At 62.9% G+C, this 26,207-nt stretch carries 34 protein-coding genes; 11 read left to right on the forward strand and 23 right to left on the reverse strand.

Annotation, left to right across the window (positions count from 1 at the left end):
* Positions 1-81: 81 nt before the first annotated feature.
* The 14 genes from WDM24_RS27780 to WDM24_RS27845 form a co-directional block, all read right to left on the reverse strand.
* A complete protein-coding gene (locus WDM24_RS27780; protein ID WP_338828018.1) occupies positions 82-903 on the reverse strand; it encodes an urease accessory protein UreD in 822 nt (273 codons plus the stop codon).
* The gene (ureG, locus tag WDM24_RS27785) at positions 900-1,550 is read right to left on the reverse strand and encodes an urease accessory protein UreG (protein ID WP_338828020.1); all 651 of its coding nucleotides are present in this window, start codon (positions 1,548-1,550) and stop codon (positions 900-902) included. Before ureG ends, WDM24_RS27780 begins: the two co-directional genes overlap by 4 nt.
* Positions 1,547-3,253 carry an urease subunit alpha gene (gene ureC / locus WDM24_RS27790; RefSeq protein ID WP_338828021.1) on the reverse strand — a complete coding sequence of 569 codons (1,707 nt, stop codon included), beginning with the start codon at positions 3,251-3,253 and terminating at the stop codon, positions 1,547-1,549. Before ureC ends, ureG begins: the two co-directional genes overlap by 4 nt.
* 2 nt (positions 3,254-3,255) lie before the next feature.
* Positions 3,256-3,954 carry an urease subunit beta gene (gene ureB, locus WDM24_RS27795; protein WP_338828023.1) on the reverse strand — a complete coding sequence of 233 codons (699 nt, stop codon included), beginning with the start codon at positions 3,952-3,954 and terminating at the stop codon, positions 3,256-3,258.
* 16 nt (positions 3,955-3,970) lie between these two features.
* Entirely contained in the window at positions 3,971-4,651 is a 681-nt protein-coding gene (locus tag WDM24_RS27800) for an urease accessory protein UreF (protein WP_338828024.1), read from the reverse strand.
* Positions 4,638-5,108, reverse strand: a complete 471-nt coding sequence (ureE, locus tag WDM24_RS27805; RefSeq protein WP_338828026.1) for an urease accessory protein UreE — start codon at positions 5,106-5,108, stop codon at positions 4,638-4,640. Before ureE ends, WDM24_RS27800 begins: the two co-directional genes overlap by 14 nt.
* A 16-nt stretch (positions 5,109-5,124) precedes the next feature.
* Positions 5,125-5,427 (reverse strand): putative quinol monooxygenase, encoded by a 303-nt coding sequence (locus tag WDM24_RS27810; RefSeq protein ID WP_029082582.1) that lies wholly within the window; start codon positions 5,425-5,427, stop codon positions 5,125-5,127.
* Entirely contained in the window at positions 5,427-6,941 is a 1,515-nt protein-coding gene (locus WDM24_RS27815; RefSeq protein WP_166306170.1) for an amidase, read from the reverse strand. Before WDM24_RS27815 ends, WDM24_RS27810 begins: the two co-directional genes overlap by 1 nt.
* A gap of 87 nt (positions 6,942-7,028) precedes the next feature.
* Entirely contained in the window at positions 7,029-7,730 is a 702-nt protein-coding gene (locus tag WDM24_RS27820) for an ABC transporter ATP-binding protein (protein WP_338828029.1), read from the reverse strand.
* Entirely contained in the window at positions 7,727-8,455 is a 729-nt protein-coding gene (locus WDM24_RS27825; protein ID WP_166306164.1) for an ATP-binding cassette domain-containing protein, read from the reverse strand. Before WDM24_RS27825 ends, WDM24_RS27820 begins: the two co-directional genes overlap by 4 nt.
* 2 nt (positions 8,456-8,457) lie before the next feature.
* Complete coding sequence (locus WDM24_RS27830; RefSeq protein WP_166306161.1) at positions 8,458-9,522, reverse strand: branched-chain amino acid ABC transporter permease; 1,065 nt, start codon at positions 9,520-9,522, stop codon at positions 8,458-8,460.
* The gene (locus WDM24_RS27835) at positions 9,522-10,388 is read right to left on the reverse strand and encodes a branched-chain amino acid ABC transporter permease (protein ID WP_338828032.1); all 867 of its coding nucleotides are present in this window, start codon (positions 10,386-10,388) and stop codon (positions 9,522-9,524) included. The genes WDM24_RS27830 and WDM24_RS27835 overlap by 1 nt, the downstream gene beginning before the upstream one ends.
* A 57-nt stretch (positions 10,389-10,445) precedes the next feature.
* A complete protein-coding gene (locus tag WDM24_RS27840) occupies positions 10,446-11,684 on the reverse strand; it encodes an ABC transporter substrate-binding protein (protein ID WP_338828034.1) in 1,239 nt (412 codons plus the stop codon).
* 65 nt (positions 11,685-11,749) lie between these two features.
* A complete protein-coding gene (locus WDM24_RS27845; RefSeq protein ID WP_166306152.1) occupies positions 11,750-12,799 on the reverse strand; it encodes a substrate-binding domain-containing protein in 1,050 nt (349 codons plus the stop codon).
* A gap of 249 nt (positions 12,800-13,048) precedes the next feature.
* Here WDM24_RS27845 and WDM24_RS27850 point away from each other — a divergent pair, with 249 nt between their 5' ends.
* Positions 13,049-13,504: a MarR family winged helix-turn-helix transcriptional regulator gene (locus tag WDM24_RS27850; RefSeq protein WP_338828036.1), complete on the forward strand. Its 456-nt coding sequence runs from the start codon at positions 13,049-13,051 to the stop codon at positions 13,502-13,504.
* On the opposite strand, the gene WDM24_RS27855 is transcribed toward WDM24_RS27850, so the two are convergent.
* Positions 13,491-13,766: an ATP-binding cassette domain-containing protein gene (locus tag WDM24_RS27855; protein WP_224742036.1), complete on the reverse strand. Its 276-nt coding sequence runs from the start codon at positions 13,764-13,766 to the stop codon at positions 13,491-13,493. The two genes, WDM24_RS27850 and WDM24_RS27855, sit on opposite strands and share 14 nt — an antisense overlap.
* Before the next feature lie 592 nt (positions 13,767-14,358).
* Here WDM24_RS27855 and WDM24_RS27860 point away from each other — a divergent pair.
* Complete coding sequence (locus WDM24_RS27860; protein ID WP_338828038.1) at positions 14,359-14,562, forward strand: hypothetical protein; 204 nt, start codon at positions 14,359-14,361, stop codon at positions 14,560-14,562.
* An 11-nt stretch (positions 14,563-14,573) separates the two neighbouring features.
* Here WDM24_RS27860 and WDM24_RS27865 read toward each other — a convergent pair whose 3' ends face one another.
* Positions 14,574-15,962 (reverse strand): tyrosine-type recombinase/integrase, encoded by a 1,389-nt coding sequence (locus WDM24_RS27865; RefSeq protein WP_338828040.1) that lies wholly within the window; start codon positions 15,960-15,962, stop codon positions 14,574-14,576.
* 274 nt (positions 15,963-16,236) lie between these two features.
* Between WDM24_RS27865 and WDM24_RS27870 the strand changes: the two genes are divergently transcribed.
* Together WDM24_RS27870 and WDM24_RS27875 are read left to right on the forward strand one after the other, a co-directional pair.
* Entirely contained in the window at positions 16,237-16,461 is a 225-nt protein-coding gene (locus WDM24_RS27870; RefSeq protein ID WP_338690822.1) for a hypothetical protein, read from the forward strand.
* 33 nt (positions 16,462-16,494) lie between these two features.
* Positions 16,495-16,893, forward strand: a complete 399-nt coding sequence (locus WDM24_RS27875) for a hypothetical protein (protein WP_338828042.1) — start codon at positions 16,495-16,497, stop codon at positions 16,891-16,893.
* 59 nt (positions 16,894-16,952) lie between these two features.
* Here the strand turns inward: WDM24_RS27875 and WDM24_RS27880 are convergent, their stop codons facing one another.
* A complete protein-coding gene (locus WDM24_RS27880; RefSeq protein WP_338828043.1) occupies positions 16,953-17,111 on the reverse strand; it encodes a hypothetical protein in 159 nt (52 codons plus the stop codon).
* Positions 17,108-17,569 carry a group III truncated hemoglobin gene (locus tag WDM24_RS27885; protein WP_338828044.1) on the reverse strand — a complete coding sequence of 154 codons (462 nt, stop codon included), beginning with the start codon at positions 17,567-17,569 and terminating at the stop codon, positions 17,108-17,110. Before WDM24_RS27885 ends, WDM24_RS27880 begins: the two co-directional genes overlap by 4 nt.
* 84 nt (positions 17,570-17,653) lie before the next feature.
* On the opposite strand from WDM24_RS27885, the gene WDM24_RS27890 reads away from it, so the two are divergent.
* Together WDM24_RS27890 and WDM24_RS27895 are read left to right on the forward strand one after the other, a co-directional pair.
* Positions 17,654-18,079, forward strand: coding sequence for an RrF2 family transcriptional regulator (locus WDM24_RS27890; RefSeq protein ID WP_166306131.1), 426 nt, complete (start codon positions 17,654-17,656; stop codon positions 18,077-18,079).
* On the forward strand, positions 18,076-18,366 hold the full coding sequence (locus WDM24_RS27895; protein ID WP_166306128.1) for a DUF6522 family protein: 291 nt from the start codon (positions 18,076-18,078) through the stop codon (positions 18,364-18,366). The genes WDM24_RS27890 and WDM24_RS27895 overlap by 4 nt, the downstream gene beginning before the upstream one ends.
* 93 nt (positions 18,367-18,459) lie before the next feature.
* On the opposite strand, the gene WDM24_RS27900 is transcribed toward WDM24_RS27895, so the two are convergent.
* Complete coding sequence (locus WDM24_RS27900; protein WP_338828045.1) at positions 18,460-19,119, reverse strand: SET domain-containing protein; 660 nt, start codon at positions 19,117-19,119, stop codon at positions 18,460-18,462.
* Between the two features lie 163 nt (positions 19,120-19,282).
* On the opposite strand from WDM24_RS27900, the gene WDM24_RS27905 reads away from it, so the two are divergent.
* Entirely contained in the window at positions 19,283-19,885 is a 603-nt protein-coding gene (locus WDM24_RS27905; protein WP_338690836.1) for a hypothetical protein, read from the forward strand.
* Positions 19,886-19,907: 22 nt separating this feature from the next.
* Here the strand turns inward: WDM24_RS27905 and WDM24_RS27910 are convergent, their stop codons facing one another.
* Positions 19,908-20,630, reverse strand: coding sequence for a TetR/AcrR family transcriptional regulator (locus tag WDM24_RS27910; protein ID WP_338828047.1), 723 nt, complete (start codon positions 20,628-20,630; stop codon positions 19,908-19,910).
* Between the two features lie 112 nt (positions 20,631-20,742).
* Here WDM24_RS27910 and WDM24_RS27915 point away from each other — a divergent pair, with 112 nt between their 5' ends.
* From WDM24_RS27915 to WDM24_RS27930, 4 genes are all read left to right on the forward strand, one after another.
* Positions 20,743-22,146 carry a carotenoid oxygenase family protein gene (locus tag WDM24_RS27915; protein WP_338828049.1) on the forward strand — a complete coding sequence of 468 codons (1,404 nt, stop codon included), beginning with the start codon at positions 20,743-20,745 and terminating at the stop codon, positions 22,144-22,146.
* Positions 22,147-22,468: 322 nt separating this feature from the next.
* Positions 22,469-23,044: a hypothetical protein gene (locus WDM24_RS27920; protein WP_338828051.1), complete on the forward strand. Its 576-nt coding sequence runs from the start codon at positions 22,469-22,471 to the stop codon at positions 23,042-23,044.
* 57 nt (positions 23,045-23,101) lie between these two features.
* A complete protein-coding gene (locus WDM24_RS27925) occupies positions 23,102-23,656 on the forward strand; it encodes an inner membrane-spanning protein YciB (protein ID WP_338828052.1) in 555 nt (184 codons plus the stop codon).
* Between the two features lie 179 nt (positions 23,657-23,835).
* A complete protein-coding gene (locus WDM24_RS27930) occupies positions 23,836-24,132 on the forward strand; it encodes a hypothetical protein (RefSeq protein ID WP_338828054.1) in 297 nt (98 codons plus the stop codon).
* 84 nt (positions 24,133-24,216) lie between these two features.
* On the opposite strand, the gene WDM24_RS27935 is transcribed toward WDM24_RS27930, so the two are convergent.
* The 3 genes from WDM24_RS27935 to WDM24_RS27945 form a co-directional block, all read right to left on the reverse strand.
* Complete coding sequence (locus WDM24_RS27935; RefSeq protein ID WP_029085431.1) at positions 24,217-24,798, reverse strand: hypothetical protein; 582 nt, start codon at positions 24,796-24,798, stop codon at positions 24,217-24,219.
* Between the two features lie 25 nt (positions 24,799-24,823).
* A complete protein-coding gene (locus WDM24_RS27940; protein WP_338828057.1) occupies positions 24,824-25,366 on the reverse strand; it encodes a hypothetical protein in 543 nt (180 codons plus the stop codon).
* A 158-nt stretch (positions 25,367-25,524) separates the two neighbouring features.
* Entirely contained in the window at positions 25,525-26,199 is a 675-nt protein-coding gene (locus WDM24_RS27945; protein ID WP_338828059.1) for a DUF429 domain-containing protein, read from the reverse strand.
* Positions 26,200-26,207 lie beyond the last annotated feature (8 nt).

The following is a 26,207-nucleotide window of genomic DNA, read 5'->3' on the forward strand; positions in this document are numbered from 1 at the left end:
GCATCGGGTTCGAGTCACGGACCGCTATCGCTGTTTCGTAAGCCCAGCTTTTCTTATCAAAGGACAGCGACCCAACCGCCTTCAGGACGCCATCGAAGCCAGCAATGTTTGACGATAGATCGTCCGGATCGCGTCGAATGCTGTTCGTATCTGCCTGAGGTCCAGGGCCGCGAGGCGGACACCGAGCCCCGCGGCTCCCGGTAGCACACTGGCCGCAGCGTACAATCTCGAAGTCCGACCCAGAGCGGCAGTCAGCGATGCCTGAAGGCGCGCCAGATCATGCGAAGCGGTGAGCACCAGAATCGCTGATCCAAAGGCCCGATAACCACGAAAGATGTCGGGATCCGGACGGTGCAGGCGCATCCGGTCGATCATCAAGGGCTCGCCGCCCGATCTCCGCAGGCAGAACGTCGATTCCAGTTCACGGAAACCACGGGCTTCTCCACCGGGATCGTGCATCGTGAATGCATCGACGACCAGGGTGCAGCCCTCCTTCGCGCAGTCGAGTTCCACAGACTGGCACAGCGCGGCATCCGGAAACAGGATGCGCGGCTCAGGCAAATATTCCAGACTGGCGCCGCCTGCGACGTAAAGTCTGACTGTTTCCATGGAGCGGGCAGCCGGGTCCGCACGATGTACGGATGTCGCGCCCTGATTGGTCAGGCAGACGGCAGTGCCGGGACTGAGCACGAGACGTTGTGCGAGGCTGTCCTCACCGTGAACTGCCCCGCTTCCCGTCTGTACGATCACGCTGAGGCAGCCCGGCCGATCCGGATCGAGATAGAAGCTGCGTGTCAGAACAAACGGCCAGGCGAACAGGCGCCGGTCAATGACCGTACGATCGGCGCGGCGGACAAAGCTCAGGTCGAGCAGCAGATCGTCGCTTGTCGCTACCGGCCTCACGTTCTGAACAGAACCTCGCGCTCGAGAAGATCGACGATCGCATCGATTCCCTCGCCGCGGCGGCAATTGGTGAGCAGCACCGGACGATCACCGCGGACACTCAATGCCTCCCGATGCATGCGCTCCAGGTCCACTCCGACATGAGGGGCCAGATCGACCTTGTTGATGACAAGGAGGTCGGCACGGATGACCCCGGGGCCGCGCTTGCGCGGGATATCGTCGCCGCCGGCTACATCGATGACGAACATCCAGAAATCCGTCAGATCGCGCGAAAACGTCGAAGCGAGATTATCGCCGCCGCTTTCGAGCAGAATGAGCTCGACGCCCGGGAAGCGCCGCTCCAGTTCGTCCGCAGCCTCAATGTTGAGCGTCGGGTCCTCGCGAATGACGGTGTGAGGGCACGCGCCCGCCTCGACAGCCGATACGCGCGTCGGATCGATCAGCCCGGAGCGCCTGATCCGCTCGGCGTCCTCAGCCGTGACAAGGTCGTTGGTGATGACCGCAATATCGATGCCGCGCTTCAGGAGTGCCGGAATCAGGCGCTCGACCAACGCCGTCTTGCCCGAACCAACCGGCCCTCCGATCCCGACCCGCGCGGCGGCGATGCGCGCCGCGGCTGATACGCTCTTCAGTGCGATCCGGTTCATCGGAGCATGTACCGCCTTGCAAGCGGCACCTTCGTTGCTGGGGGGCACATCAGAAGCCTGCCATCGGCGCGAACTTCGAAGGTCTGCGGATCGACCTCCACGTGCGGCATGGCCGCGTTCCGCACCATGTCGGTCTTCCGCAGCTTCCGTACATTCCTGATCTGAACGAGATCGCGCGTCAGGCCATGCCTGCGCCCGACATCAGCGTCCAGGGCAAGCTTTGAGACGAAGTTGACACCCAGCCGTTGCGGCGCGGCGCCGAGTGCCCCCCACATGCGTTTCTGAATCATCGGTTCCGACAGGCCAAGGCTGCCGTTGCCGTCGCCCATGGCGGCCCAGACGACAAAGCCGTTCTTGATCACCATGTAGGGCTTGATGCCGAAAGACGCGCGCGGCCACAGCACCAGATCGGCCATCTTGCCGACCTCGACCGAGCCAACCAAATGGTCGATGCCAACAGCGATTGCCGGGTTGATGGTGAGCTTGGCGATGTAACGCTTGATGCGTTCATTGTCTGCGCCGGCTGTTTTCTCCTCGGGCAGACGGCCGATGCGGTCCTTCATCACGCTGGCAAGCTGCCAGCATTTGGCGACGTTCTCCGCAAGACGCCCCATGCCCTGCGTATCCGTGCCGAAGATCGAGATGGCGCCCATGTCGTGGAGAAAGTCTTCCGCGGCCATCGATTGGGCGCGCACCCGCGCTTCGCCGAACATCACATCCTCGGGCGCATTGTAGTTGAGCTGGTGACAGATCATCGTCATCGGCACCCCCTCCTCCATGCCATAGGAAGTATAGGGGTTGGTCGGATTGGTGGACGACGGGATGACGTTGTCCCACGACACCACCTTGAGCAGATCCGGCGCATGGCCGCCGCCGGCGCCCTCCACGTGATACATGTGGATGGTGCGCCCGTCGACGGCGGCCATCGTATCCTCGCAGAAGCCGTACTCATTGATCGAATCGGTGTGGAGGTGGACCGCAAAATCGTTGCGATCGGCCGCCACGAGGCTCTGGTCAATCACGGCCGGCGCGGCGCCGAAATCCTCGTGAATCTTCACGGACATGCCGCCGGCGGCAACAGCCTCCTCGACGGCTTCGGGGTTGGAACCGCCGCGTCCAAACAACGCGTAGTTAAGGGGCGAGAACTCGATCGCCTGAAGGAAGCGTGCAAAGTGTGTGGCAGCCCCGCTGCCAACATCGAAGACCGGACCCGATCCGTTCCCTACCAATGTTGTTGTTCCGCCGGCGAGTGCATGGTCGGACTGCTCGGGCGAGATCAAGTGGGCGTGCGACTCGATCGCGCCGGCCGTGACAATGAACGGGCCGCCGGCGATCGGCGCGGTGGTGTGACCCACGACCATATCGGGATGCACGTCCGGCATCACGTCGGGATTGCCGGCCTTGCCGATGCCGACGATGCGACCGTCGCGGATGCCGATGTCGGCCTTCACGATACCGGTGACCGCATCGACGATCGTGGCATTCTTGATCACCACATCGAGGATCTTGTGCGATGACGTCCGATAACCATTGACGCCCTCGCCGTCGCGCAGGTTTTTTCCGGCGCCGACCAAGAGCTCATGTCCGTATGTGGCGTAGTCGTGCTCGATCTCAGCGAGCAGGCTGGTGTCGGCCAGCCGCACGAGATCGCCTTTGGTTGGACCGTAGAGTTCGCCATAGGCACGACGGGTCAGTATGGCCACGTTCAAGCTCCCTGATAGCCGCGAGCACGGGCGTGCTTGAGCGCATCATCGCGGGCGGACGGCACATCCAGCGGACCGTTGACGAGCCCGGCCTGTCCAAGCACGACCCGGTCACCCGAAATTGGTACCAGACGCACCGACTTGGTGACCCCCGGCTCGAAACGTACTCCGGCGCCGGCCGGCCGATCGATCTTCATGCCCCACGCCGCCGCGCGATCGAAACGCAAGGCACGATTGACCTCAAAGAAATGCGTGTGGCTGCGGACCTGGACATCGCGGTCGCCGGTATTGATCACCTCAATCGTGATAGCCGGCAGGTCTGCAAAGCTCTCGATGTTTTCGCCACCTGCGATTATCTCGCCGGGTACGAGGTCGTCGGCCGCAGGAGCGTTGCTGAGTGCGATTGGCTCGAACACCGCCATCACCTTGGTGCCTTCGGCAAACATGCATTCGATGTAGAGCATCGGGATCATCTGCGCGACGCCGGGCGCGACATCGTCCGTCGTCAGCAACCGCCCCGCCATATCACGGATTTCGGCGTAAGGCAGGTCGCGCCGCGCCGCCGTCATCACCTCGTCGGTTATGTAGGCGACCGCCTCGGGGTGACTCAGTCTGATCCCGAGTGAGCGGTTGCGACGCGCCATCTGCGCGGCATTGAAGATCACGAGACGATCCATCTCGGTCGGCGACAGATTCATCATGGCGAAGTCACCTCATCTAGGTCGTAAACATGCGAACATCCCGAAGCGGTCCGCGCGAGACTGCAATATCGATGAACGGCGTGAAGCTCGCGGGCGACGCGTCCGCCGGCGGTGTCTCTGCGAGCAGCTCTGCGAGCAGACCGCGTGCCGCTGACTGGCTTCGCTGGGCTTCCACATGGCCGATGATGCCGAGCCGCACGGCTGCACCGACAAGGCCGGTCACCAGCGTCCAGCCCGAGACCAGTTCGGCTGCATCCAGGTTGAAATTCGCATCCCGACCGACGACGGCCTGTGCGACCGGCAAATGACCGAGCCGCGCGTCCGATGACACCAGGGTGCGGTACGCGACCGACAGCGGCCCATCGAGTTTGACCCAAACCCCGAGCAGCGCCCTGCCCGCTCGGCGCGACCCTTCCCGCATCTCGGCCGATGGTGTTCCCGCCTCGGCGAGGCGGTCGACCGCAGCAATCGCGTCACATCCTGCCGCGTGAAAGGCCTTGCGCAGCAGGACGCGCTCCATGGTGGCCCATCGCCGCGCCAGCTGATCGGCGATGATGCGGTCCAGCTCATTGCGATTGGAGAGCATGCCGTCCGCGGCGAGCCCTTCGAGCCCCCAGGAGAACGCGAAGCCGCCGGCCGGATACGCGCTGTCGCCGAGTTGCAGCAGTGCCAGCGCCTGCAATCTATCGAACAGCATCGCTCTCCACCACCTCGCCCGCCTGGAGCAGCGGCATGATGCGCGCGCGATACGCCTCGAGCGGACCATCCAGCAGCACGACGAGCCAGTCACCGTCGAAGCGGACCCGCCAATGCAGATTTCCGGCATTCCATCCGAGCTTGAGCGCCGTCGCCTGATCCGCGGGTTTCAAGCGCCAGGTGTCCTGCTCGCCGAAACGGGCAATGATGGCGCGATCGTGCGAGAGAAAAAGCAGCCCGCCATCGACCAACTCTTCGTCACGATCCAGGCTGACCGCGCAGTCGGTTCCGCGATCGGTCATCAGGCGAAAGCGCTTGCGACCGACGTCCGCAGGCGGCACGAACAGCAGTTCGATCCCACCGTGATGCTCGATATGATGGAGGCGACCCGCATAGGTCGGATCGTCGGATCTCCCGATGATGCCATGAAGCCGTAACGTCACGATGTTCTCCCGCAATTGATCCGGCGCCGGCTTACCGGACCGTCGCCGACACCTCCTTCGACGTCACAAGCATGACCTCGCCGTCCAGGATTGGCTTGGCGATGCCGAAGAAGGTTGCGACGGCTGCCGACCCGTTATGGCGATCCATCGCAGCCTTGTTGGCGAAGCGCTCGTAGGTCGTGAAGAGGCAGGGATCTTCCTCGCTTTGCGAGATGAAGAACCCGATGGTATCGGGCTCCCTGGCCGCGACATGAGCCGCGACGTCAAGAAGCGCGTCGCGCATCGTGACCTCACGCCCGGATTTCGTCCTGATGACGGCGGTGATCGTGATCATCAGAACTTTCTCCAATCGCCATCGGCCTCAAAGGCCCTGGCCGCCTGATAAATGGTCGCCTCGTTGTAGTCCTTGGCGATCAGCATCAGGCCGACCGGAAGGCCGTCTGAGAGGCCGCAGGGCAACGACATGGCCGGGTGGCCGGTGACATCGAACGGGCTGGTCGTGGCGGTCATCTCAAAGGCGCGCTGGACAATTTCGGACAACGGCGCATCCTTCGCCGGAATTGGCGTCGCGACACAGGGCAAGGTCGGCATCAGGAGCAGGTCGTACGAACCGAACATCGCATCATAGGCGGCCTTGGCGGCGATCGCGATGTTGCGGGACTTCGCGTAGTAGCGGCCGCGATAATGACTGACGCCCCACTGTCCGACCAGCATACAGAGCTTCAGCGTTTCCGACAGATCGTCGGCACGGTTGCGCCAGGCGGAATGCGCGTCCAGCAGGCCCACATCGTAGAGCCCCTTCCAGTTGAAGCCCATGCCGTTGCCGATCATCATCTGGACCAGGAAGCCTTCCAGCGTAATCGGATTCCAGGCGGCGAGCGCGTGCGCGTGTTCGGGAATCGAAACTTCCGACACGCTGGCGCCAAGTCCGGCGAAACGCTCGGCCCCGGCCTTCACTTTCGCGACGACGCCTTCCTGCATGTTTGACGCCGAAAAGCCCTCCTTGAGCACACCGATCTTCAGGCCCTTGACGCCCCGCCCGAGCATCTCGGTGTAGCTCGTGACCTTCGGCGCATATTGCCGCGGATCAAGCCCGTCGGGACCGGCCAGCACCTCCAGCAGCAGCGCATTGTCGGAGACGTTCGCCGTCATCGGGCCGGTGTGGTCGATCGTCGATTCGATCGGCATCACGCCGGTATAGGGCACGAGGCCGTGCGTCGCCTTCATGCCGTAGATGCCGCAATAGGACGCTGGGATGCGAATCGAGCCACCCTGGTCGCCGCCGATCGACATGTCGACTTCGCCGGCCGCAACCAGCGCCGCGCTGCCCGAAGATGAACCGCCGGCGGAATAGCCCATCTTGAGAGGGTTATGAACCGGCGCCGGATCGGAGGTGTGGCTGCCGCCCGAGAGGCAGAAATGTTCGCATACGGCCTTGCCGACGATGGTGCCGCCGGCATCGAGAATCCGCGTCACGATCGTCGCGTCGGCTGCGGGGATGAAGCCTTCGAGGGTCGTCGAGCCGTTCATCATGGGAACGCCTGCAAGCGCGACGTTGTCCTTCAGGACGACTGTCCGGCCGGCGAGCTTGCCGCTCGGCGCGCCCTTCACCTCAGTCTTGATCGCCCAGGCACCGTATTTGTTGTCCTTCGGACCCGGCTTCGAGCCGGGCATGCGGGGGTATTTGACCGGCGGCAACGGATTCGGCAGTTCGTCGACGATGTCATAGGCATCAAACATGCCGCCCATCAATGCGAGATACTCTCCGGCTTCTTCGACCGACATGTTCATGTGCAGGCTCGCCGCGAGTTCAGCGACATCCTCGGCATTCGGGCGTTTGATAGACATGAGTCATCCTTTCTTGTGCAGACAAGCTGGCAGAGAAGACAGAAATCACCGATCGCAGTGGCCGGCGCAGCTGCGCCGGAATTGGCCTTAACTCGGACTCATGGCGGCATCCCGTGCCATCAGGCTTTTCCGGTCGAGCTGTCCCGTGATCCGTCCCTTCTGGATGTTGAGGACCCGGTCGGACAGCGTGGTAATGAACTCGAGATTCTGCTCGACGACGATCAGCGACATGCTCCAACGCTTCTTCAGCGCGAGCAGCGTCTCGGTGATCTCTTCGATGATTGATGGCTGGATACCCTCCGTCGGCTCGTCGAGCAGAATGAGCCGCGGCTTGGTGCAGAGACAGCGCGCCAGCGCGAGCAACTGCTGCTCGCCACCGGACAAGGCACCGCCGCGCCGATCGAGCAGTCGCACCAGACGCGGAAAGTCTTCCAGCACCGTATCAATGATACCGCGGTCTTCCCTTGGCGCAGCAGCGAGGCCCATGCGCAGGTTCTCGTAGACGCTCAAATCGGGGAAAATCTCCCTGCCCTGCGGCACCAGGCCGATGCCGAGTCGGGATCGCTCGTGCGGCTTCAAATGGGTGATCGTCTTGCCCGCGAAGGCGACCGTGCCTCCGGTCGTCGGCAGGTGGCCCATCAACGCGCGCAGCGTCGTGGTCTTGCCCATGCCGTTGTGGCCGAGAATGCCGAGATACTCGCCGTCCTGCACTGTCATATCGATGCCGAACAGGATCGGAATCCGGCCGTACCCCGATCTCAGGTCCTTGACCTCGAGCAGCGCGCTCATGCCGCCACCTTCTTGCCGAGATAGACGTCGCGCACCCGTTGATCCGCCAGCACCTTGCCCACGGTATCTTCGACCAGGACGCGCCCCTGATGAAACACGGTCACCTTCTTGGCGATCTGCTTGATGAACTCCATGTCGTGCTCGACGACGATGATGGCGTGCGTCCGGTTGATCTCGCGGATGATCGCCGCGGTGTGAGCGGTCTCCTCGTCGGTCATGCCGGCGGCCGGCTCGTCCAGCAGGATCAAATCGGGTTCGGCGGCAAGCACCATGCCGATCTCAACCCACTGCCGCTGACCATGCGACAATGTCGCGACGATGCGATCGGCGTGATCGGTCAGACGGATCATCTCCAGCACGGAATTAACGGCCGGCGGCTGCGCGCGCGGCGTCGCCTTGCGGCGAACCGCAAGCCAGATGTTCTCGCGCACCGACAGGCCGTTGAAGACGTTCGGCACCTGGGTCTTGATGCCGATCCCCATACGGGCGATCTGGTGCGACAGCCTGCCGGCGATGGCCTCGCCCCGGAACGCGATCGCGCCCGAGGTCGGGGTCAGCTGGCCGGTGAGCATCTTGAAGAAGGTGCTCTTGCCTGCGCCGTTGGGGCCAATCAGACAACGCAGTTCCATCTCGTCCAGCGTGAAGCTGATGTCGTCATTGGCGACCACGCCGCCAAACCGCATCGTGAGATGCTCGGCCTTGAGCAGAGGTACGAGATCGGCCATGGCTATTCTGCTCCAGCCGGCTGCGGCGCCACCGGCGATGACGGCAGCGACTGGTCCGCGCGAGGTGCCGCAGGCTTCGGCTCGGGCACCAGCCTGAGCAGAAGATCACGCACCGTCGGCACCAGCCCCTTGGGCAGCAGCAGCACGAAGACGATCAGGACGGCGCCAAGGACGAGATTGGCGTTCAACGCCTGCTGCGAGCCGATATAGGCGACAATGTACTCGATCAGCACGCAGCCGACGATTGGGCCGAGCAAGGTGCCGAGCCCGCCCACGGTGATCCAGATGATGATCTCGGCCGAGAGCGACAGGCTGAAAATGGTCGGACCGACGAACGCGCCCCAATTGACGTAGAGCGCGCCGGCAAGTCCCGCGATCGCACCGCCCAGGATGAAGGTGAGCAGCTTGACCAGTCGCGGGTCATAACCGAGCAAGGAGGCGCGGACCTCGTTCTCGCGCACGGCCACGATGACGCGCCCGGCCGGCAGCGACAGCAGAAGACGCAACAGCAGGAAGACCGCGAGCAGCGCGCCAGCCGTCGCCCACCAGGATTGTTCGGGCGACAGCATCTCGCCCGGATGGAACGGCACGTTGAAGGTCGGCACCGCCGGAATGCCGTTGAAGCCACCGAGCAAGGCCTGGCCGATCCGGTAGCTGTCACCGGACGTCGAGTTGATGCAGTTGAACAGGATCAGGGTGACGGTCAGCGTGATCACGCCGAGATAAACGTCGGAGATGCGGCCAAAGAAGACAAAATAGCCGAGGATCGCCGCGAACAGCAGTGGAATGATAACCGCGAGCAGGATCGCCGGCGTCGAGTCCTGAAAATTGACGGCGGCGATCGCGTAGGCGTAACCGCCCAACCCGAAGAATGCGGTCTGCCCGAACGACAGGATGCCGCCAAATCCCCAGATGAAGGCAAGGCTGAGCGCCAGCACCGACATCGCCGCGAACAGCGTCAACTGCATCAGCGCGAACAGTTCGATCACCGAAGGAACCAGCGCGATCGCAATGATCGCAACCACGACTGCACCGGCCTGGGCCGCGAGACGAAAGCGCGGGGACATCACAGCGTCCCCTTGAAGAAGCGGCCGGAGATGCCCTGCGGCAGCAAGCGGATCAGCACGATCGCCGCCGTGAACACCAGGACCTCGCCATAGACGGGGGTCGTGAAGTAGGCGCCGATCTGATTGACCGCACCGAACAGGCTCGCCGCCGACATCGTGCCCGACAGGATCGCCGCGCCGCCGCCGACCACCGTCATGAAGGTCTTGGCGACATAGGCGCCACCCATTCCGGGAGTGATGCCCGAGACCGGCGCCAGCAAGCCGCCGGCCAGGCCCGTGACCGCGGCGCCAACCGCGAAGGTGCTCATATAGACCCGCGCCGGGTTGACGCCCAGGGTTGCCGCCATCGCCGGGTTCTGCATCGTCGCGCGAGCGATCAGGCCCCACCTTGTGTAGCGCATGACGCCGTAGACCAGAGCCATCATGACGATCGCCATGCCCGCCAGGAACAGCGTGTAGTAGCTCGACTGATACGAGCCGATCGAGAAGCCACCAAGCGGGGTCGGCACGCCCTGCTGGGTATTGCCGTAGATCGTCGTGATGATGCCGATGATGGCAAGGCTCAGCCCCCAGGTCGCCAGCATCGAATCAACCAGGCGGCCGTAGAGAAAGCGGATGAGGCAACGTTCGATGATGAGGCCGACAACGCCGACAAACAGTGGCGCAACGATCAGAATCGCGATCCAGATGTTCACCCCGGCATTGGCCGAAATGACAGTCGCGTAGGCGCCGAGCATGATGAACTCGCCATGGGCAAGATTAATGATCTTCATCATGCCGAAGATGATCGCCAGTCCCAGGCACAGCAAAAACAGTGAGGCAATTCCGTTCAGAACGTCGAGCCCGAGTATGACGTAGATCGCCATTCGCAAGTCCTTCCGGCAGTCCAACGTGGTCCCGCCGAGCTGCGGGTCCCAGCGACTTCAGAGACTGATAATGTACTGCTTGATGTCGTTCGGGTTCTTGACCAGATCGCAGACGCTCGCGGTATCGGCAGGCTTGACGTCGGGGAAGCTCTCCAGCACCGACCATTTGCGGTCCTTCACCTCTGCGAGAAACGCGTTCCGGATCGTGTGATGGGTCGCCTTGTCGAGCGTGACCTTGCCGCTTGGTCCGTCGAACGCGACGGAATCCTCCAGCGCCGCGATCACCTTCATGCGGTCGATGCTGCGGGCCTTGCGCACACCGGCCGCCCAAAGCATGACGCCCTCGTAGGTACAGGCGGCGAGCTCGCTGATATAGGGCGTGTCGGAATGCGCCTTCTTGATCTTCTCGACGAAGCTCTTTGAGGCCGGCGTCGTCAGCTCCTCGAAATAGCCGTAGGCGCCGAGAATGGAATCGCTCTCGGCGGCGTCGAGCGTGGTCGGCTCGTTGACCAGGCCGAACGTGGTCGATGCGATCGGGATCTTCCCCTTCATGCCGGCCGACGTCCACTGCCGGTAGAACGCGGTATGGTTGCCGCCGACCAGCGCCGAGAGAATGAGGTCGGGTTTGGCGGCCTGGATCTTCGAGATCGTCGGGCCGAAGTTCGTGACGTCGAGCGGGAAGAAGTCGGTCGACAGCACTTCGCCGCCATTGTCCTTGACGTATTTGGTCATCCACTTCGCGGTGATCTGACCGTAATTGTAGTCGGCGGCAATGATGTAGGCCTTTTTGCCCGCCTTCTTCATCGCGGTCGGCACCAGCTTTTCCACGGTCTGCGCCGGCGTCGTCCCGGTGCAGAAGGTGTTGCGGTCGCAGACGCCGCCTTCATAGAGCACGTTGTAGAAGTACAGCACCTTGAAGCGATCGAAGGTCGGGCGCACCGCCTCGCGCGAGGCGGAGGTGATGCCGCCGTGGACCACATCGACCTTGTCCTTCACCGCAAGCTGCTGGGCAAATTGCGAATACATCTGGATATTCGACTGGGTGTCGTAGTGGATCACCTTCAGCGGCCGGCCGATCAGTCCACCACCCGCGTTGATCTCGTCCACGGCAAGCTGCAGAGCGTAGACCATCGGCGTACCGGAGGCCGCGATAGGACCGGACTGGTCGTGCAGGCTGCCGACGACGATCGGGTTTTCGGCGCCAAACGCTCCGGAACGGAAGACCGCGGGTGCCGAAACCAGCGTCGTCGTTGCAATGGCCGAGTGCTGCAGGAAGCGGCGACGGGAGAAAGTCATGAGAGCCCCAACTGGTTCTTGATACGGAAACTATTAAAAAGACAATATTTGAAAATGCAAGCGCTTTATCGACGCGCGACGATCGAGAAGTCGTAGCCGTCGAGCTGGGCGATAAAGATCGGATGGCGGCTTCCGACCACCGGGCGGGCTTCATCGCCGCGCGCCGTGCGTTGCTGGATGGTTCGCCCGTAAAAGCGGGCCAGTTCCCGCGCATCGCAGCTGCCCGCCTCCTCGATCAGGGCCGCGAGCGAATAGATGCCCTCGTAACAGGACTCCCCATAGGCATTGGCCGGGGGCGGACTATCGCCAAACGCGGTGTGGTACCGCTCCAGGAATGCACCGTTGTTGCGCGAACGAATGGACGCGAAATAGCTCGAGGCTGCGTAAAGATTCTCGGTCTCGTCGCTCTCGAGCCCGTAGATAATGGTCTCGTCGATCGCGGAGCAGAACCGCAGCACGCTCGAACTCAGGCCTGCTGCACAGAACGCCCGATTGAAGGCGATGCAGTCCAACCCCAGGAAGAGCGGCACGACCACGTCCGAACGTGTGGCCTTGATGCGGTCGAGGATCTCGTCGAAGTCATGCAAGCCAACGGGCAGATAATGCTCTCCCGTCACAGTTCCGCCGAAGCGGGCGATCAGCGCGCGCGCAATCTTGAGTGACGAACGCGGCCAGACATAGTCGTTTCCGCAGAGGAAATAGCGGCGCGCGCGCTTTGATTCCGAGAGCCACTGGATCGCAGGCGCGAGCAGCTCGTCCGCAGTTTCGCCGGTCGTCATGACGCCGAACGTCGACGACAACCCTTCGAACTGCGGCGTGTAGATGAACGGGACACGACCACGGGCTGCGCTCACCACGAAGTCCCGCGCAAAACTGGGCAACATCCCGACAATGCCGTGGGCGCCATGAATTTCGATTGCGTCGCGCGCTGCCTGGCCTGCGCTCACGCCGCTCTCACCGGCATTGATGATGCGCAGCTCGACCGGCCGGCGCAGGATGCCCGACATCCGGTTGATTTCATCGACTGCCAGACGTCCGCACGCCTCAGCTGACGGCGCCCACAGTCCTGCGGCGCCGCTTTGTGGGATGAGCAGACATATCCGAACGCTACGCAAAAGTGGCCTCTCCGTACTTCCGACGGACATACCACTCACGAATCATGCCAACCGCGATCACGCCCCCAACGGAGCCGGTTTTGCGGCAGAAGCGACCAATCTCGCCCCCGGCTGCCAGTCTTTCCGGCGTTTGCCGCCCAGTCAGCCCATTCATTGGGCAAGCACAAAGCGGGTTTGCTTTGCGCCACCGCCAATTTATAGTCGAAGTGAAATGTTGAAATATCAAATAAATTGACCAAGGGACAACGAGTGGATCTACCCGACCTCATCCGGGGCGTGAATCGTCAGCTGGAGCAGGCGCTGGAAGCCCGGCTCAAGCCGAGGGACGTGTCTCTCCATCAGTATCGCGTGCTCGAGGCGCTGGCGGAGCGGAACGGTCTGCCGATGGGCGATCTGGCGACCCGTCTCTTCGTCGATGGTCCGACACTTACAAAGATCATCGACAGAATGGTCGCCACGGCCGAAGTCTATCGCGGCCCCGATCCACTTGACCGACGCAAGGTCCTGATTTTTCTCTCGCGCAGCGGCGCTGCGCGCTTCGACGAAGTTGGCACGCTCGGTACCTCTGTTCAGCAAGATATCCTCGACCGGCTGGGTGCATCAGAAGCCGCGACGTTGACCGCGCTGCTCTCGGAGCTGCTGGCCTGTCCTCTCCCGCTACATCCTCGCTCGACTCGCGGACGAGAGACGTTCACTTACGAATGACAGAGCATAATAATCGGAACGGCTCGTCCATCAGGAACACCGACGGTTGCCTGACGATGGCCTTGGCCAGTGCGACCCGCTGCCGCTCGCTGCCGGACAACGCGCTTGGCTTCTTGGCAGATGGTCGACCTTCAGAAACTGCGCCGACGACGAGATGAGCGCCTTGGTCTCGTCTGCCGACAATCCCGCATGCCTGAGGCTCATCTGAATATTGGCCAGCGCCGTCAGATGCGGGATAGAGCAGCGCCGACTGAAACACCATCGCCACAGAACGCCTGCCGCGCGGACCTTAGTCGCCTCCTCGCCGCTCTCAGTCACGTCCAAGATTGGCTCCAACAGCACCCTGCGACACGGTTTGTGGCATATCGCCGCCCCAACCCTGCAAGTTCGGTTGCGGCACATAGTTCATGGAAGACGCTTCTGCTTGCGCGCTATCCTCATGGCCTTCAGGAATGCGGCATCGGCCCCTTCCGTGTCGGGCTCGGCTAGCGCCAGCTTTATCGGCGATCCACCGAGCGCGCCATGCCAACCGTCGCGAGGTTTGCGGAACGCCACCCTACCGGAGAAGCAGAGGCGGAGCGGTGCAATCAGTCTTCCGCCGTCACCATCCGCCACAGGGTCTCGACCAGCACTTCATGCGAAAGGCGAGTCACCGGAAAATGATCCTTAGGCTCTTCTCCGATCTCACTGGCTCACAATAGTCCTCAGCTCTTTCAGCCGTCCCATAATACTCGAAGCTTTCTTTGCTTTCACTAGAACGACGAGCGGAAGCCATGATTGATTGAATTGACATAGAGCCTTCTTCCTGCGGCAGGGACAGGGTGATCAGCCGAATACGGGAGGGATCGACGGCGATGATGGACGAGCCCCGCCACAAACGGAACCTGATTCCACTAAAAAAGGCCTTGGAGCGCGGCGGTTTCGGTCGAACCAAGGCCTACGAACTGATCAAGAGGGGGAAAATCGTCGCCTATAAAATGGAAGGCCAGACCATGGTCGATGCCGATTCCATCGACGCCTATCATATGACGCTTCCTCGCATTGAGCCGCGGACATAAGAAAAGGCGCTCTAAATTGACTGGTTCGCGAACCCCTCAGGGGATGCGATGATCGGCACAATCTTTCTTGGATCAGCAAAGCTATCGATGCGATCGGCCCAATGTTGCATCAGTTTGGTGCGCGAACCGATCAGCGCCAGCGGTCCGTGCCGCTTGTAGATCGCCCTTACTGAGTCGCTATCGAGATGCGCCAACTGCAATTCGATAATGTCGCCGTCCCAAACCTTGGCTTCATTGATCTCCTCATGGTGGCAGAGGGTCGAAAACGTAGTACGGAAGCCGTGGGCACAATGTTCCGTCTTGGTGTCGATGCCGAGCGCGCGCAGCCGATGACAGAGCGTTCTGCTGGACAGGGGCACATCCTTGGCGCAAGCGAATACGTAGCGCCGATTGCCCGTGATCTGCTGCACGCGCCGCAGGATCGCGAGGGATTGCCGTGACAGCGGCACGACATGGTCCCATCCGTTTTTCATCTTCGCCGCCGGGATGGTCCAACGCTTGCCGTCCCAATCGACCTCGGTCCACTCCATCTCATTGATCATGCCAGGGCGAGGGATCGTCAAGGCATCGAGCCGAAGAGCATCACCGACCACATCGCCAAATCTGGCGTTCTCCCATGACGGCATGATCAACCGGAAGAGACGAGCCACGTCCTGCAACTCAGTGACGCCGGGCCGAGGCGTCGAGACATTGACAGTGAGTTGCTTCTTGCAGGCACGGAACGGATTATATCCGTCGCCCTCAAGATCGGCGTAGTCGCAGACTTGTTCACCAATACTGTGGACCCGGTCTCGGGTCTCCAACCTCCCTTCAGCCTGCATTCGCCGGAAGAAGGCAAGCGTATCGGGGCGCTTGATATCTTGCCGGTGGAGCGCGCCGAAACGGTCCTTCAGATAGCCGGCCCACCGTTCGAGCAGCGCGAGTGTTTCGGGACTGCGCACAGTGATAAGCCTGCCACGCTTGATCTTCTCGGTCTTCTTTTCCGCAAGCCGTTCATCGATCCATACGCCAAAAGGGCGCTCGGCGGCCTGGCGATGCCGCTCGAATTGTTTTTCGATGGAGGGATCGACGGGTCTGTCTTGTGCGAGCAACGCTTTTGCCGCGTCACGTTTCTGACGGGCCGTGGAGAGCGAGACGGTACCGTCGTTGCCATTTCCGTAAGGCCCGATGGAATAGGTCTTCTGCCGACCGTGAAAGCGATAGGCCATGCGCCAGAGCTTGGAGCCGGCCTTGCCGGGCCTGCTCGGGTCCGGCGTGATCAAGAGATAGAGACCGCCGCCGGTCACGTCGGAAATCTTGGTAGCGCTCCACTCGCCGCTCTCAAACTTCGGCCGGGCGGCGCGGCAATCGACGTCGGTCCTGATCTGCTCGGGGTTAGCGACCCCAGTTTTGCGTGCCATCTGCCACGGCCCCTCGTGTTCGGAATTTCGAAAATAGCCGAGAACGTTTGTTCTCCCGATACCAACAAAAATACCAACAAATCGGATGGCTGGGAGCGGACGAGAACAAACAGTGACGAACACTGATGTACGAAGAATTGATTGTTTTTCAAGGGGTTACATGCATCCGCCGAACAACATCGAACACGTTAGGACCGTCCTGAACAGGCCCCTTGCTTACGCCTGAGGTAATCGAATTGGCGCGCGGGCCAGCTCATCTTCCACGGCACAGGAGATGACCATGCTGATGCTGTCCCTTATCCGCGCCTTCGCCGTCCTGATCCCGTGGTTGATCCATCTGGCCACCTGGCTCGTCGCGCGCTCGCTCAACATGCCGCAGCCGCTCGTGCACGACACCGGCCTGTTCGTGTTCGCGCAGGTCTATGCGGTGGAGATGAGGGTCGGCAAGGCACTCTGCCCGTTCCGCCTGTGGCGCCAGCTGCAGTCCCTATTCCGCTGACCAACCCGATCCCCAACCAGAGGAGAACCTGCCTTGATCCATTCGTCCCAGCTCTTGCGCCGCGCCCTGCTCGCCGATGCCATCTTCAGCGGCGTATCCGCCGTCGCGATGGTGCTCGATGCCGGTGCGCTGGCGTCATTCTTCAATCTGCCCGAAGCGCTGCTGCGCGAGACCGGGCTGTTCCTGGTCGCCTACACCGCGCTGGTCGGCTGGCTCGGCACGCGCGCTTCGGTGCCGAAGGCGGTGGTGATGCTGGTGGTCATAGGCAACGCCGCCTGGACGCTCGCCAGCATCGCGCTGCTGCTCTCGGGCGCGGTGTCGCCGAACCTGCTCGGGACGATCATGATCCTCGCCCAGGCGATCGCCACCGGCGTGTTCACCGAGTTGCAATATGTCGGGCTGCGCCGCAGTGGCGAGACTGTCGCAGCTTAAGCCGAATGGAAGCCGTGACGAGCGGCCGTCGCGGCAAACGCGGCGGCCGCTCCCGGTCGTCAGCTCAGAGCTACTGCGGCAATCATGCCCGCAAAGGTCAGCGCCAGGCCAATGATCAGCATCGGCACGAGGCTGTTGCCTGAAAACGGATTGGCCTGATCCTGTTGAAACCCCGTCCTGTCGATTGCACGCGTGATCGCTTTCGCCCTGTTCCTCATTGCACTGCTCCTGCTTCGTTTCGCCTGTAACGCTCGCCGACGCCGAGCATGACGCCTTGCCCGCTGGCGACGCCCATCTCGAGGCTAGCGGCGATGCGCCGCGCGCGATCGATGAAATGCTCCGCCGCCACGGACGGGCACAGCTCGGCTGCCGTTGCCTCAAACAGTTGGAGCCAGCGGTCGAAATGCACGGCATCGACCGGCAGCTTCATATGCTTGACCATCGGCGTACCGTGATAGCGCCCGGTCATCAGCGCGACCGAGGACCAGAACGCGCACATCTGCTCCAGATGCGGTTCCCAATCGCGGATCCTGGCGTCGAACACCGGCGCCAGCATCGGGTCGCGGCGCACCTTGGCGTAGAAGCCGTGCACGAGGCGCTCGATCATCGCCTCGGTGATCCCGGTTCGCTCGACGATCTGGGCCGTGATCTGCTCGCGCCGTTCTGCCCCTGTCATGACGGGCCTCCATAAATAGGTATTTCAAATACCCATTTAGCGGGCTATATCAGCCCTGCCAAGTTCTGTTTTCGAGGGCCTCCCATGCGCCTGACGTCGTTCACGGATTTTGCCCTGCGCGCGCTGATGCGGCTGGCCGGCGAGCCGGACCGGTCGTTCGCCACCAGCGAGATCGCGGCCGAATTCGGCATTTCCCGCAATCACCTCGCCAAGGTGGTGCGCGATCTCGCCGAGGCCGGCTTCATCACCACCCAGCGCGGCGTCGGGGGCGGGTTTGCGCTGGCGCGGCCGCCGCAGGCGATCACCCTCGGCGAGGTGGTGCGCGCGCTGGAGGGCGACAGCGCACTGGTCGAATGCTTCAGGGACGACGGAGGAGCCTGCGTGCTGCTGCCGCGCTGCCGGCTCAAAGCCAAGCTGGCGGCGGCCCGCGAGGCCTTTATGCGCGAGCTCGACGGCAGCACGCTGGCGGATTGCACCTACTTTCCACGCCAGCCCGCGAGGGCGTCATGACAGGAATCGCATTCGCTGACGGTACGTTCGAGGTCGATGCCAACGTCGTCGCCGAGGGGCTTGGCATCGGCGTGCCGTTGCTGCAGGCCGAGATGCGATCGGGAAAGATCACGACGCTGTCGGAACGCGGGGTCGACGCCGATGCGGGCCGGCATCGGCTGACCTTCTTTTCGGAACACCGCCGCTTGCGCCTCGTCATCGACGAGCGCGGCACGATCATCCAACGCTCGACACTCGATTTCGGCGACGCCCCGCTGCCGGCATCGGCGCGCAAGCCCGGCGGCTAACAATTGTTGCACTCCGACGGACAAGCGGACATCGCGCGTGCCAAAAGAGACCACCAGCCATTTGGGCACACGGTCTCATTCCGGAGACCGGTGTCAGGCGTAGAGCGCCCGCGCGCCACCACGCTTCGAGGCGACGCCCTTCTTGCCTGCGGCCTTCATATAGGAATGGCCGTTCAGGTGCTTGCCATTCAGCTTGCCGTTCGCCTTGGCGCCGTTTGGCTTGACCTTTGGCGCGGCTTTTTCCTTGGCCTTCGCCCTCTCCGCCGCAAGCTTCTCGGCCTTGCGCTCGGCCTTTTCCTTCAGCCGCAGCCGCTCCGCCCTCGCCTCCGCGCGCTTCTTCTTGCGCTTCTTCTCGCAGGCGTCGCACTTGCAGCCGATCGGCTTCAGATAGGCTTTGAAATAGTCGGTTCCATAATCGTAATTGATCTCGTCGCCCGGCTCGATGTTCTTGATCGCGCGGATGAACACCTTGCGCTTGCGTGGGCGGACGTCGGATTCCGCGTTCGGCCGGCAGGCATGGTTGATGTAGCGGGCGAGATTCTCGCGGATCGAGCCGTCGATGGTCCAGCGGTTGGTGAGCTCGAACAGATATTTGTTCTCGATCGCGTCCTCATCCTTCTTCTTCGAGTCGAGCAAGGGCCCGAAATAGCGGATGATCTTGTCGCCTTTCTTGATCGGCTTGGTGGCGAAAAGGCCGAGGCCGGTACGGGAACGGCCGACGCGATAGGGCTTGTTGGATGATATCGTGGGCATGACGATCGAGGTTACGGCACGCAAGGTGCACGCGACAAAAGTTGCGAAGCCGCCCTTCTAGGACGATTCCGCGCGTCTGTCAGGTGTTTCCCGCGTGTCTGTTGAACCTTCCCCAGATTGCGTATGTCAGAAACAAAGTAACGTGGATCGTAAGTCTCCCCTGATGAAATACCTTGCTTTTGCAACAGCCATTATGGCGCTTGCCAGCGCAAATCCTGGTCAGGCTGGCGCCGAAACGTTCAGCAGCAGCTACACCTCGACCGCACCGAAGGCCTGCCGCATGATCGGCAAGCCCAATGAGGAGGACGGCAGCGCCACGCGGGTCTGCCCGGGGAAATCCGGCCTTGTGGTGCTGATCAATGAGGGCGATCTGCGCGAAGTAGTCTCGGTCGGCCGAAATCGCGAGGCGGCAGCCAGGGAACCGGCGGCGCAAGCCTGGTTCGGCCCGTTCAGCTCGAGCGGCAACACCGTCGAATGGCGTGCGGCCGGCAGCAAGCCTTTTGCCATCATCCAGCGCTGGCTGATCGCCGACAACAGCGAGCAGGACAAGCGAGGCGGTCCCGTCTCGCGGGCGATGCTCGCTGTGACGCGGCTGCCGCCGGGCGAGGTCTGTCACGTCGCCTATGTCGACGTCGCGGCCAATCCCAACGCCAACGAGCTGGCGCGGCAGGCCGCCGAAGACTTCGCCCGCGATTTCAAATGTGGCGCGGATCAGGTGAAGACGATCGGCCAGAGCGGCCGCACCACGTCGCTGACAAAACGCTAGTACGCTACCGGGGCGACATCGGTTACGGCCGCGGCGGACGGCTTGAGGCCAACCGGAGCATCGCGATCAGCAACGTCTCCGGGGTCGTCCCCTCGGGTGACAGGTTCAGAATCTTGGAGAGCCGTCCGTCGAGCAGCAGCATGGTGAAGCCATGCACCAGCGACCAGGCCGAGGCGATCGCGGCAGCCTGCTCGAGCGAAAGCGAATCCCTGGAAATCTCCTCATGCCGGCTGGCACCGACGCCGCGGGCCAATCCTGCGAACGAGGCTTCGGACGATTCATGCAGCGATGGTCGCGAGTAATCCAGCCGTTCGCTGCGGAACATCAGCCCATACATGCCTGGATGCGCCTGCGCATAGGCGACGTAAGCCTTGGCGCTCGCCATTCCCTTCTCCGGCGGCGTCTCTGCGGACACGTTCGCCGCCGCCATCGCTTCGCCGAACTGCCGGAAGCCGATCGCAGCGAGTTCACTGAGCAAACCGGTGAGATCGCCGAAATGATGCGTGGGTGCGGCATGCGACACCCCGGCCTCGCGCGCCACCGCGCGCAATGTCAGCCCCGGCAGCCCGTCGCGCTCCAGCACGCGCTCGGCCGCCTTCAGCAGCGCCTCATGCAGATCGCCGTGATGATACGGCGCGTCATTGGCCCGGCGCCGCGCCGACCGGTCAGCGGTTGCACGCGCGACCCTGCGGGTGCGCGTCAGTGCCGGACGAGCGGCCTTGTTTTCCTTGGATAATCTTGTCATGCGGCTCTTATATGTCGCAATTTTTACACTGTAAAGATTTTGCTTGACGATCGGCCGCATCACCCGTACTGATATCTTTACGATGTAAAGATCATAACGGAGGGAGATGCGGATGCTCGATCAGGTGACATCAAATGCCGTGCGGACCAATCTGGCGCCGATCCCATTCGAGGCCGATGCGCCGTTCCTGAAGATCACCGGCGAACTGCCGCGCGAGCTGAACGGCACGCTCTATCGCAACGGCCCCAATCCGCAGTTCGACGCGCCGGGCGCGCATTGGTTCGTCGGCGACGGCATGCTGCACGCCTTCCATCTCGAGAACGGCCGCGCCAGCTACCGCAACCGCTGGGTCCGCACCCCGAAATGGCAGGCCGAGCACGACGCTGGCCGCGCCCTGTATGGCGGCTTCGGCCGCAAGCTGCCGGATGCGCCGGCGTCCGCACCGACCGATGGCGGCGTCGCCAACACCAACATCATCTTCCATGGCGGCCGCCTGCTCGCGCTCGAGGAAGGCCATCTGCCGACTGAGATCGAGCCGGACACGCTGAAGCGCACCGGCTATTGCGACTACAAGGGCGCGATCTCCGGTCCCTTCACCGCGCATCCCAAGATCGATCCGGTCACCGGCGAGCTGGTGTTCTTCGGCTACAACGCCGCCGGCCCCCTGACGCCCGCGCTGTCGTTCGGTTCGGTGAGTTCATCCGGCGTAGTGACCCGGTTCGAACGCTTTGAGGCGCCCTATGCCAGCATGGTGCACGACTTCATCGTCACCGAGAACCATGTGCTGTTTCCGATCCTGCCGATCACCGGCAGCATGCAGCGCGCGATGCGCGGCCAGGCGCCCTACGCCTGGGAGCCGGAGAAAGGCGCCTATGTCGGCGTGATGAAGCGCAGCGGCGCATCTAAGGACATCATCTGGTTCCGCGCCGAGACCTGCTACGTCTTCCACGTCATGAACGCGTGGGAGGACGGCAACCGCATCGTTGCCGACGTGATGCAGTTCGAGGAAGCGCCGCTGTTCAACCATCCCGATGGCTCGCCGACCGACCCGAGGAAGAACCGCGCGCGCTATTGCCGCTGGACCTTCGACCTCTCGGGCAACACCGACCGCTTCACGCAGACCTATCTCGACGACCTCACCGGCGAATTCCCCCGCGTCGACGATCGCCGCGCGGGGCTTGCCAGCAATCACGGCTGGTACGCCTGCGCCAATCCCGACCTGCCGATGTTCGGCGCGCTGTCGGGCATCGTGCATGTCGACGGCAGGGGCAAGCGGCTCGGCCACTATCTCCTGCCCGCCGGCGATACGATCTCCGAGCCCGTGTTCGTCGAGCGCGACTCCGACGCCGCCGAGGGCGACGGCTGGCTGCTCGCCGTGGTCTGGCGCGCCCGCGAAAACCGCAGCGACCTCGCCGTGTTCAACGCCACCGACGTCGAGGCGGGCCCGACTGCGCTGGTCCATCTCGGTCACCGCGTGCCGGACGGATTCCACGGCAACTGGGTGGGTGCGGAGTAAGCCGCGCGCCCGAGAGCCTCCATTCCTCCACGCGTCATGCCCGGGCTTGTCCCGGGCATCCACGTCTTTGTCAGCTCCTTAATGAAAGACGTGGATGGCCGGGACATAGGCGAGCGGAAGCGACGCCGTCCTCCGGACGCTAAGCCCGGCCACGACGGCAGAAAGCGTGCGCCAAGCGGCACTACCAACACATCAAATTGAAAATACTCAAGTTTTCTCTACGACCTCACGATTTTGACACTGTAAAGATTTCGCTTGACGCCCCGCTCACCCACCTCTAGGGTATCTTTACGATGTAAAGATTAGCCGGATGAGGCCTTCGATGACGATCTTCCTGATCCTCGCTCCCTACGGCGCCTTCGCCACGCTGATGCTGGTGGCCTCGGCCAATTTGAGCCTGCTCTGTGCCGCGCTGATCTGCCTTGCCGTCATCGCCTTCGATATCGCGCGCGGGCGCAGCATCAAGATCCTCGGCGTCGGTTCGGTGATCGTGTTCACCGCGGTCGGCTGCTATCTCTCCTTCGTCGATGCGACGCCGAGCAGCATCGCCGTGAAGATCGCCGTCGATGCCGGCATGCTGCTGGTGACGCTGTTCTCGATCCTGATCGGCCATCCCTTCACGCGGCAATACGCGCTCGAACAGGTCGCTGCCGAGATCGCGAAGCTGCCCGGCTTCACCCACGCCAACTATCTGATCACAGGTGCCTGGGCTGCCGCGACGCTGCTGATGCTGATCGGCAACATCGCGGTGCTCTACGTGCCGGCCCTGCCGCTGTGGACGGGTCTCCTGATCGCCTTCGCCGCACGCAACGCCGCGGTGTGCTTCACCCGCTGGTATCCGCAATATCGCGCGGCCAAGTACGGCGCACCGCCGGCCCGCGCGCTGCCGTCGCACTGAACGCTGCTATAACAACACCAGACCAATCACCCGCCCGAGGAAACGGAAACCACGACGATGAAGAGCGTATTTGCCAGGCTTGCGAGCGACTTTCTCTCCACCATCGTTTTCCTGGTGGTCTATCTCGCCACCGACAATGTCCTGATCGCCACCGGCGTTGCGATCGCGGGCGCGATTGCGCAAGTGGTCTATGCGCGCGTGAAGGGACAGGCGCTCGGCTACATGACCTGGGCAAGCCTCGCGCTGGTGATCGTGCTTGGCAGCGCCACGTTGCTCACCAACGATCCACGCTTCGTGCTGGCGAAGCCCGCGATCGGCCACATCGCGATCGGCGCGATCATGCTCAAGCGCGGCTGGATGCTGCGCTATCTGCCGCCGATCGTGATCGAGACCATTCCGGAATACGCCACCCTCGCCGGCTATGCCTGGGCTGCGCTGATGTTCGTGCTCGCCGCCGGCACCATCGCGATCGCAGCGACCGGCGACATGAAGCTGTGGGCGTTCTACGTGTCGGTGGTGCTGCTCGGCGCCAAGATCGTTGCCTTCGCGATCCAGTACGTCGCCTTCCGCTTCCTGGTCGGAAGCCGGCTGCGCGCCGCCGCCCGCGCCTGATCGCCGCAGCCGCGAACTAGGCGCGCGCGGCAAGATGAGCTATACCCGCGCACGCCCTGGAGCACCGGCTCTGACTGCGTCAGAGCCAATGCTCCAGGTTCTTGTTTGACGCGTTTTCTTCACGCGAACCGGTACCCACTTCGCTTGAAAACGCTTTTACCATGAGGGGAGACATATCAATGGCGGTGGACGGAAACTGGAATCTGACGATGACGACGCCGATGGGCGAGCGCAGGGCGACGCTGTCGCTGGCGAGCTCGGGCGGCACGCTCACCGGCACGCAGGGCGCCGAGGGCAATTCCACCGAGATCTTCGACGGCTCCGTGAACGGCGACAACGTCACCTGGAAGGTTTCCATCACCAACCCAATGCCGCTGACGCTCGAATTCACCGGCAAGGTTTCCGGCGACGGCATCGCCGGCGAGATGGGCATCGGCCCGATGGGCAGCTTCCCCTTCACCGGCACCCGGGCGTAAGCGCCGGGTCCACATCCCGACCGGCTCACACAAGAAGCCGAAGCGCGCTGACGATTCAACCTGATCTCAGCGCGCTATCGGCTCTCAGCGACGGACGCTGGCGGGCTCGTTACGATACGCCCTTTGAATGGTGCTGCGCTCGATCTCCGCGGCTGCTGCGGCCGCTTCGTCCGCTGATTTCCGTATATTGCCCATGTTCGCCACCGCGGCGGCCGCCATTGCAGGATGGATGCGCGACATCTCGAACTGCCGGCGCTCGAGGGTGGAAGCGACACGCTCTTGCATCGCGACGAGATACAGGTCCCGGATCTTGGGGTTATCCGCGAGGTTCTTGGCATAGTCCTCGGTGCGCCCCTTGGCGCCGTCCAGCCTCAGCTTGACGCGCGTCGCAGCGCCCTTCTCCTCAGCCGAGAGCTCGGCAGTGTAGCGGAACAATTCTTCGCTCTTCCTGCGGACGATCCAGACAACCTGCGCGTCGCCGATGTTGCGGACCACGTCCAGGGACTGGCTGCCGAACACAAAGGGCGGCAGCTCCGCTTTCGCGAGGTCCTGCCGCGCCTGGGTGATCGGCACGGGATAGACCGTGCCATCCGCCGGGTTTGGAAAGATGTAGTACAGATAGCCCACCACGCAGGCCACGAGAAATGCACCGAAAGCAAACTTCATCGTCAACTCCCTTTATCGATTTCCATTAATCGTCGACGCGGAACACCAGGCCCGTCTCGAGCCCGGCGCGCTGCACTTGGCAAATCTTGTCCTTCCCGGGCCCGACGCGCTGGACGTCGAATTTGCGGCCTTCGAGGATCGCGGCGACCTGCTCCTGAACGGCCGGACGAAGCGGCTGCTGGAAGGCCGGCCGCCTGTAGGATTGCGACCCGTCATACGCCTCGCCGTTGCCGGCCGAAGGCATACGTATCTCGACCTTGGTCTGGTTCTCGCTGAAGGCCGTCAGCACTGCGGTGAAGCGCACGAGCTCGCGGCCGCTGCTGTGAACCCGCCAGGTGACCTCGTAGCCCGGGATGCCTGACGGCGTCACATGGACCAGAATTCCGCACTGCTTGGCGTAGACCATGTCGGCAAGCTTGTCGTTGGACAGGCGCCGATAGGCCTCGCTGACGCTCACGTCATACACGCCGGGCGGCCGCTCCTTGTTGCAGCCGGCGAGGCCGAGTGCCGCGAACACAAGCGCCGCCCGTCCAATCCGCTGTATCGCCGAATGTGTCATGTCACCCACGCCCACTACCCTTGGATGAGCGCGGAGGGTCGACGACAAACGTTAAGGGTCCTTGGCCGAAATCGGTTGCTTTGCTCGCGCCCCACAACCCTGCGCGTGGCAGAACGTCGCAGTCGCCGCAGCGTGGTTAACAGCAGCGATACGGCGCGGGCTTGCCGCTAGAACCAGATCTGCATCGACACGCTGTGCGCATCCAATGGCGGCGTCCCTTCCGGAACGCTTCCGCAAGGCTCGCACGCTGCGAGCGCCACCGCGCAGGCGTCCAGCACATCGTCGCGCTTGGCTCCGCTGCCGATCCGCTCCTCCGTGAGCCAGCGATCGATGTCGCGAAAGCCCGCGCGCTTGAGCAGCTTGTGGCGAAGCGCATCGCCCTCCTCCGACTTCTTGCGCGGCAGCGGCGTGCCGCCGTTCAGCCGCAGGAACACCAGTTCGGGATGCACCTCGCGGATGTCGCGCGCGGCGTTCGCGCGCACGAACGCGTCGACCTCCATGATCTTGTTGCCCAGATGCCAGAGCTGCCGCGAGACGCGGGTCTGGCCGCGGCGCAGCGCTTCTTCGTTCGCCTTACCGGGATCGCGAAACTCCTCCCACAGCCAGCGCCGTGCCCCGGTAAAGACGCGCGAGAAATGCGGACGCAGGCGCTCTCGGGCGAGACGGTCACACGCGCGCTCGCCGTCATCAGTCATGCCGATCGGGATATCGATCCCGGCACGATCGAACGGACGCGCCAGTGCGTCCGCAATATCGGAGTGAAAGGAAATCGTGCGGTGGTCGCCGTCGATGCTGACGGCGACCCAGCCCTTGGAAAATCCGTCGAGGCCTGTCGCCCTCAACCCGGATC

Origin of the sequence: Bradyrhizobium sp. 27S5 (assembly GCF_037217225.1) — a bacterium.
Taxonomy (GTDB): Bacteria; Pseudomonadota; Alphaproteobacteria; order Rhizobiales; family Xanthobacteraceae; genus Bradyrhizobium; species Bradyrhizobium septentrionale.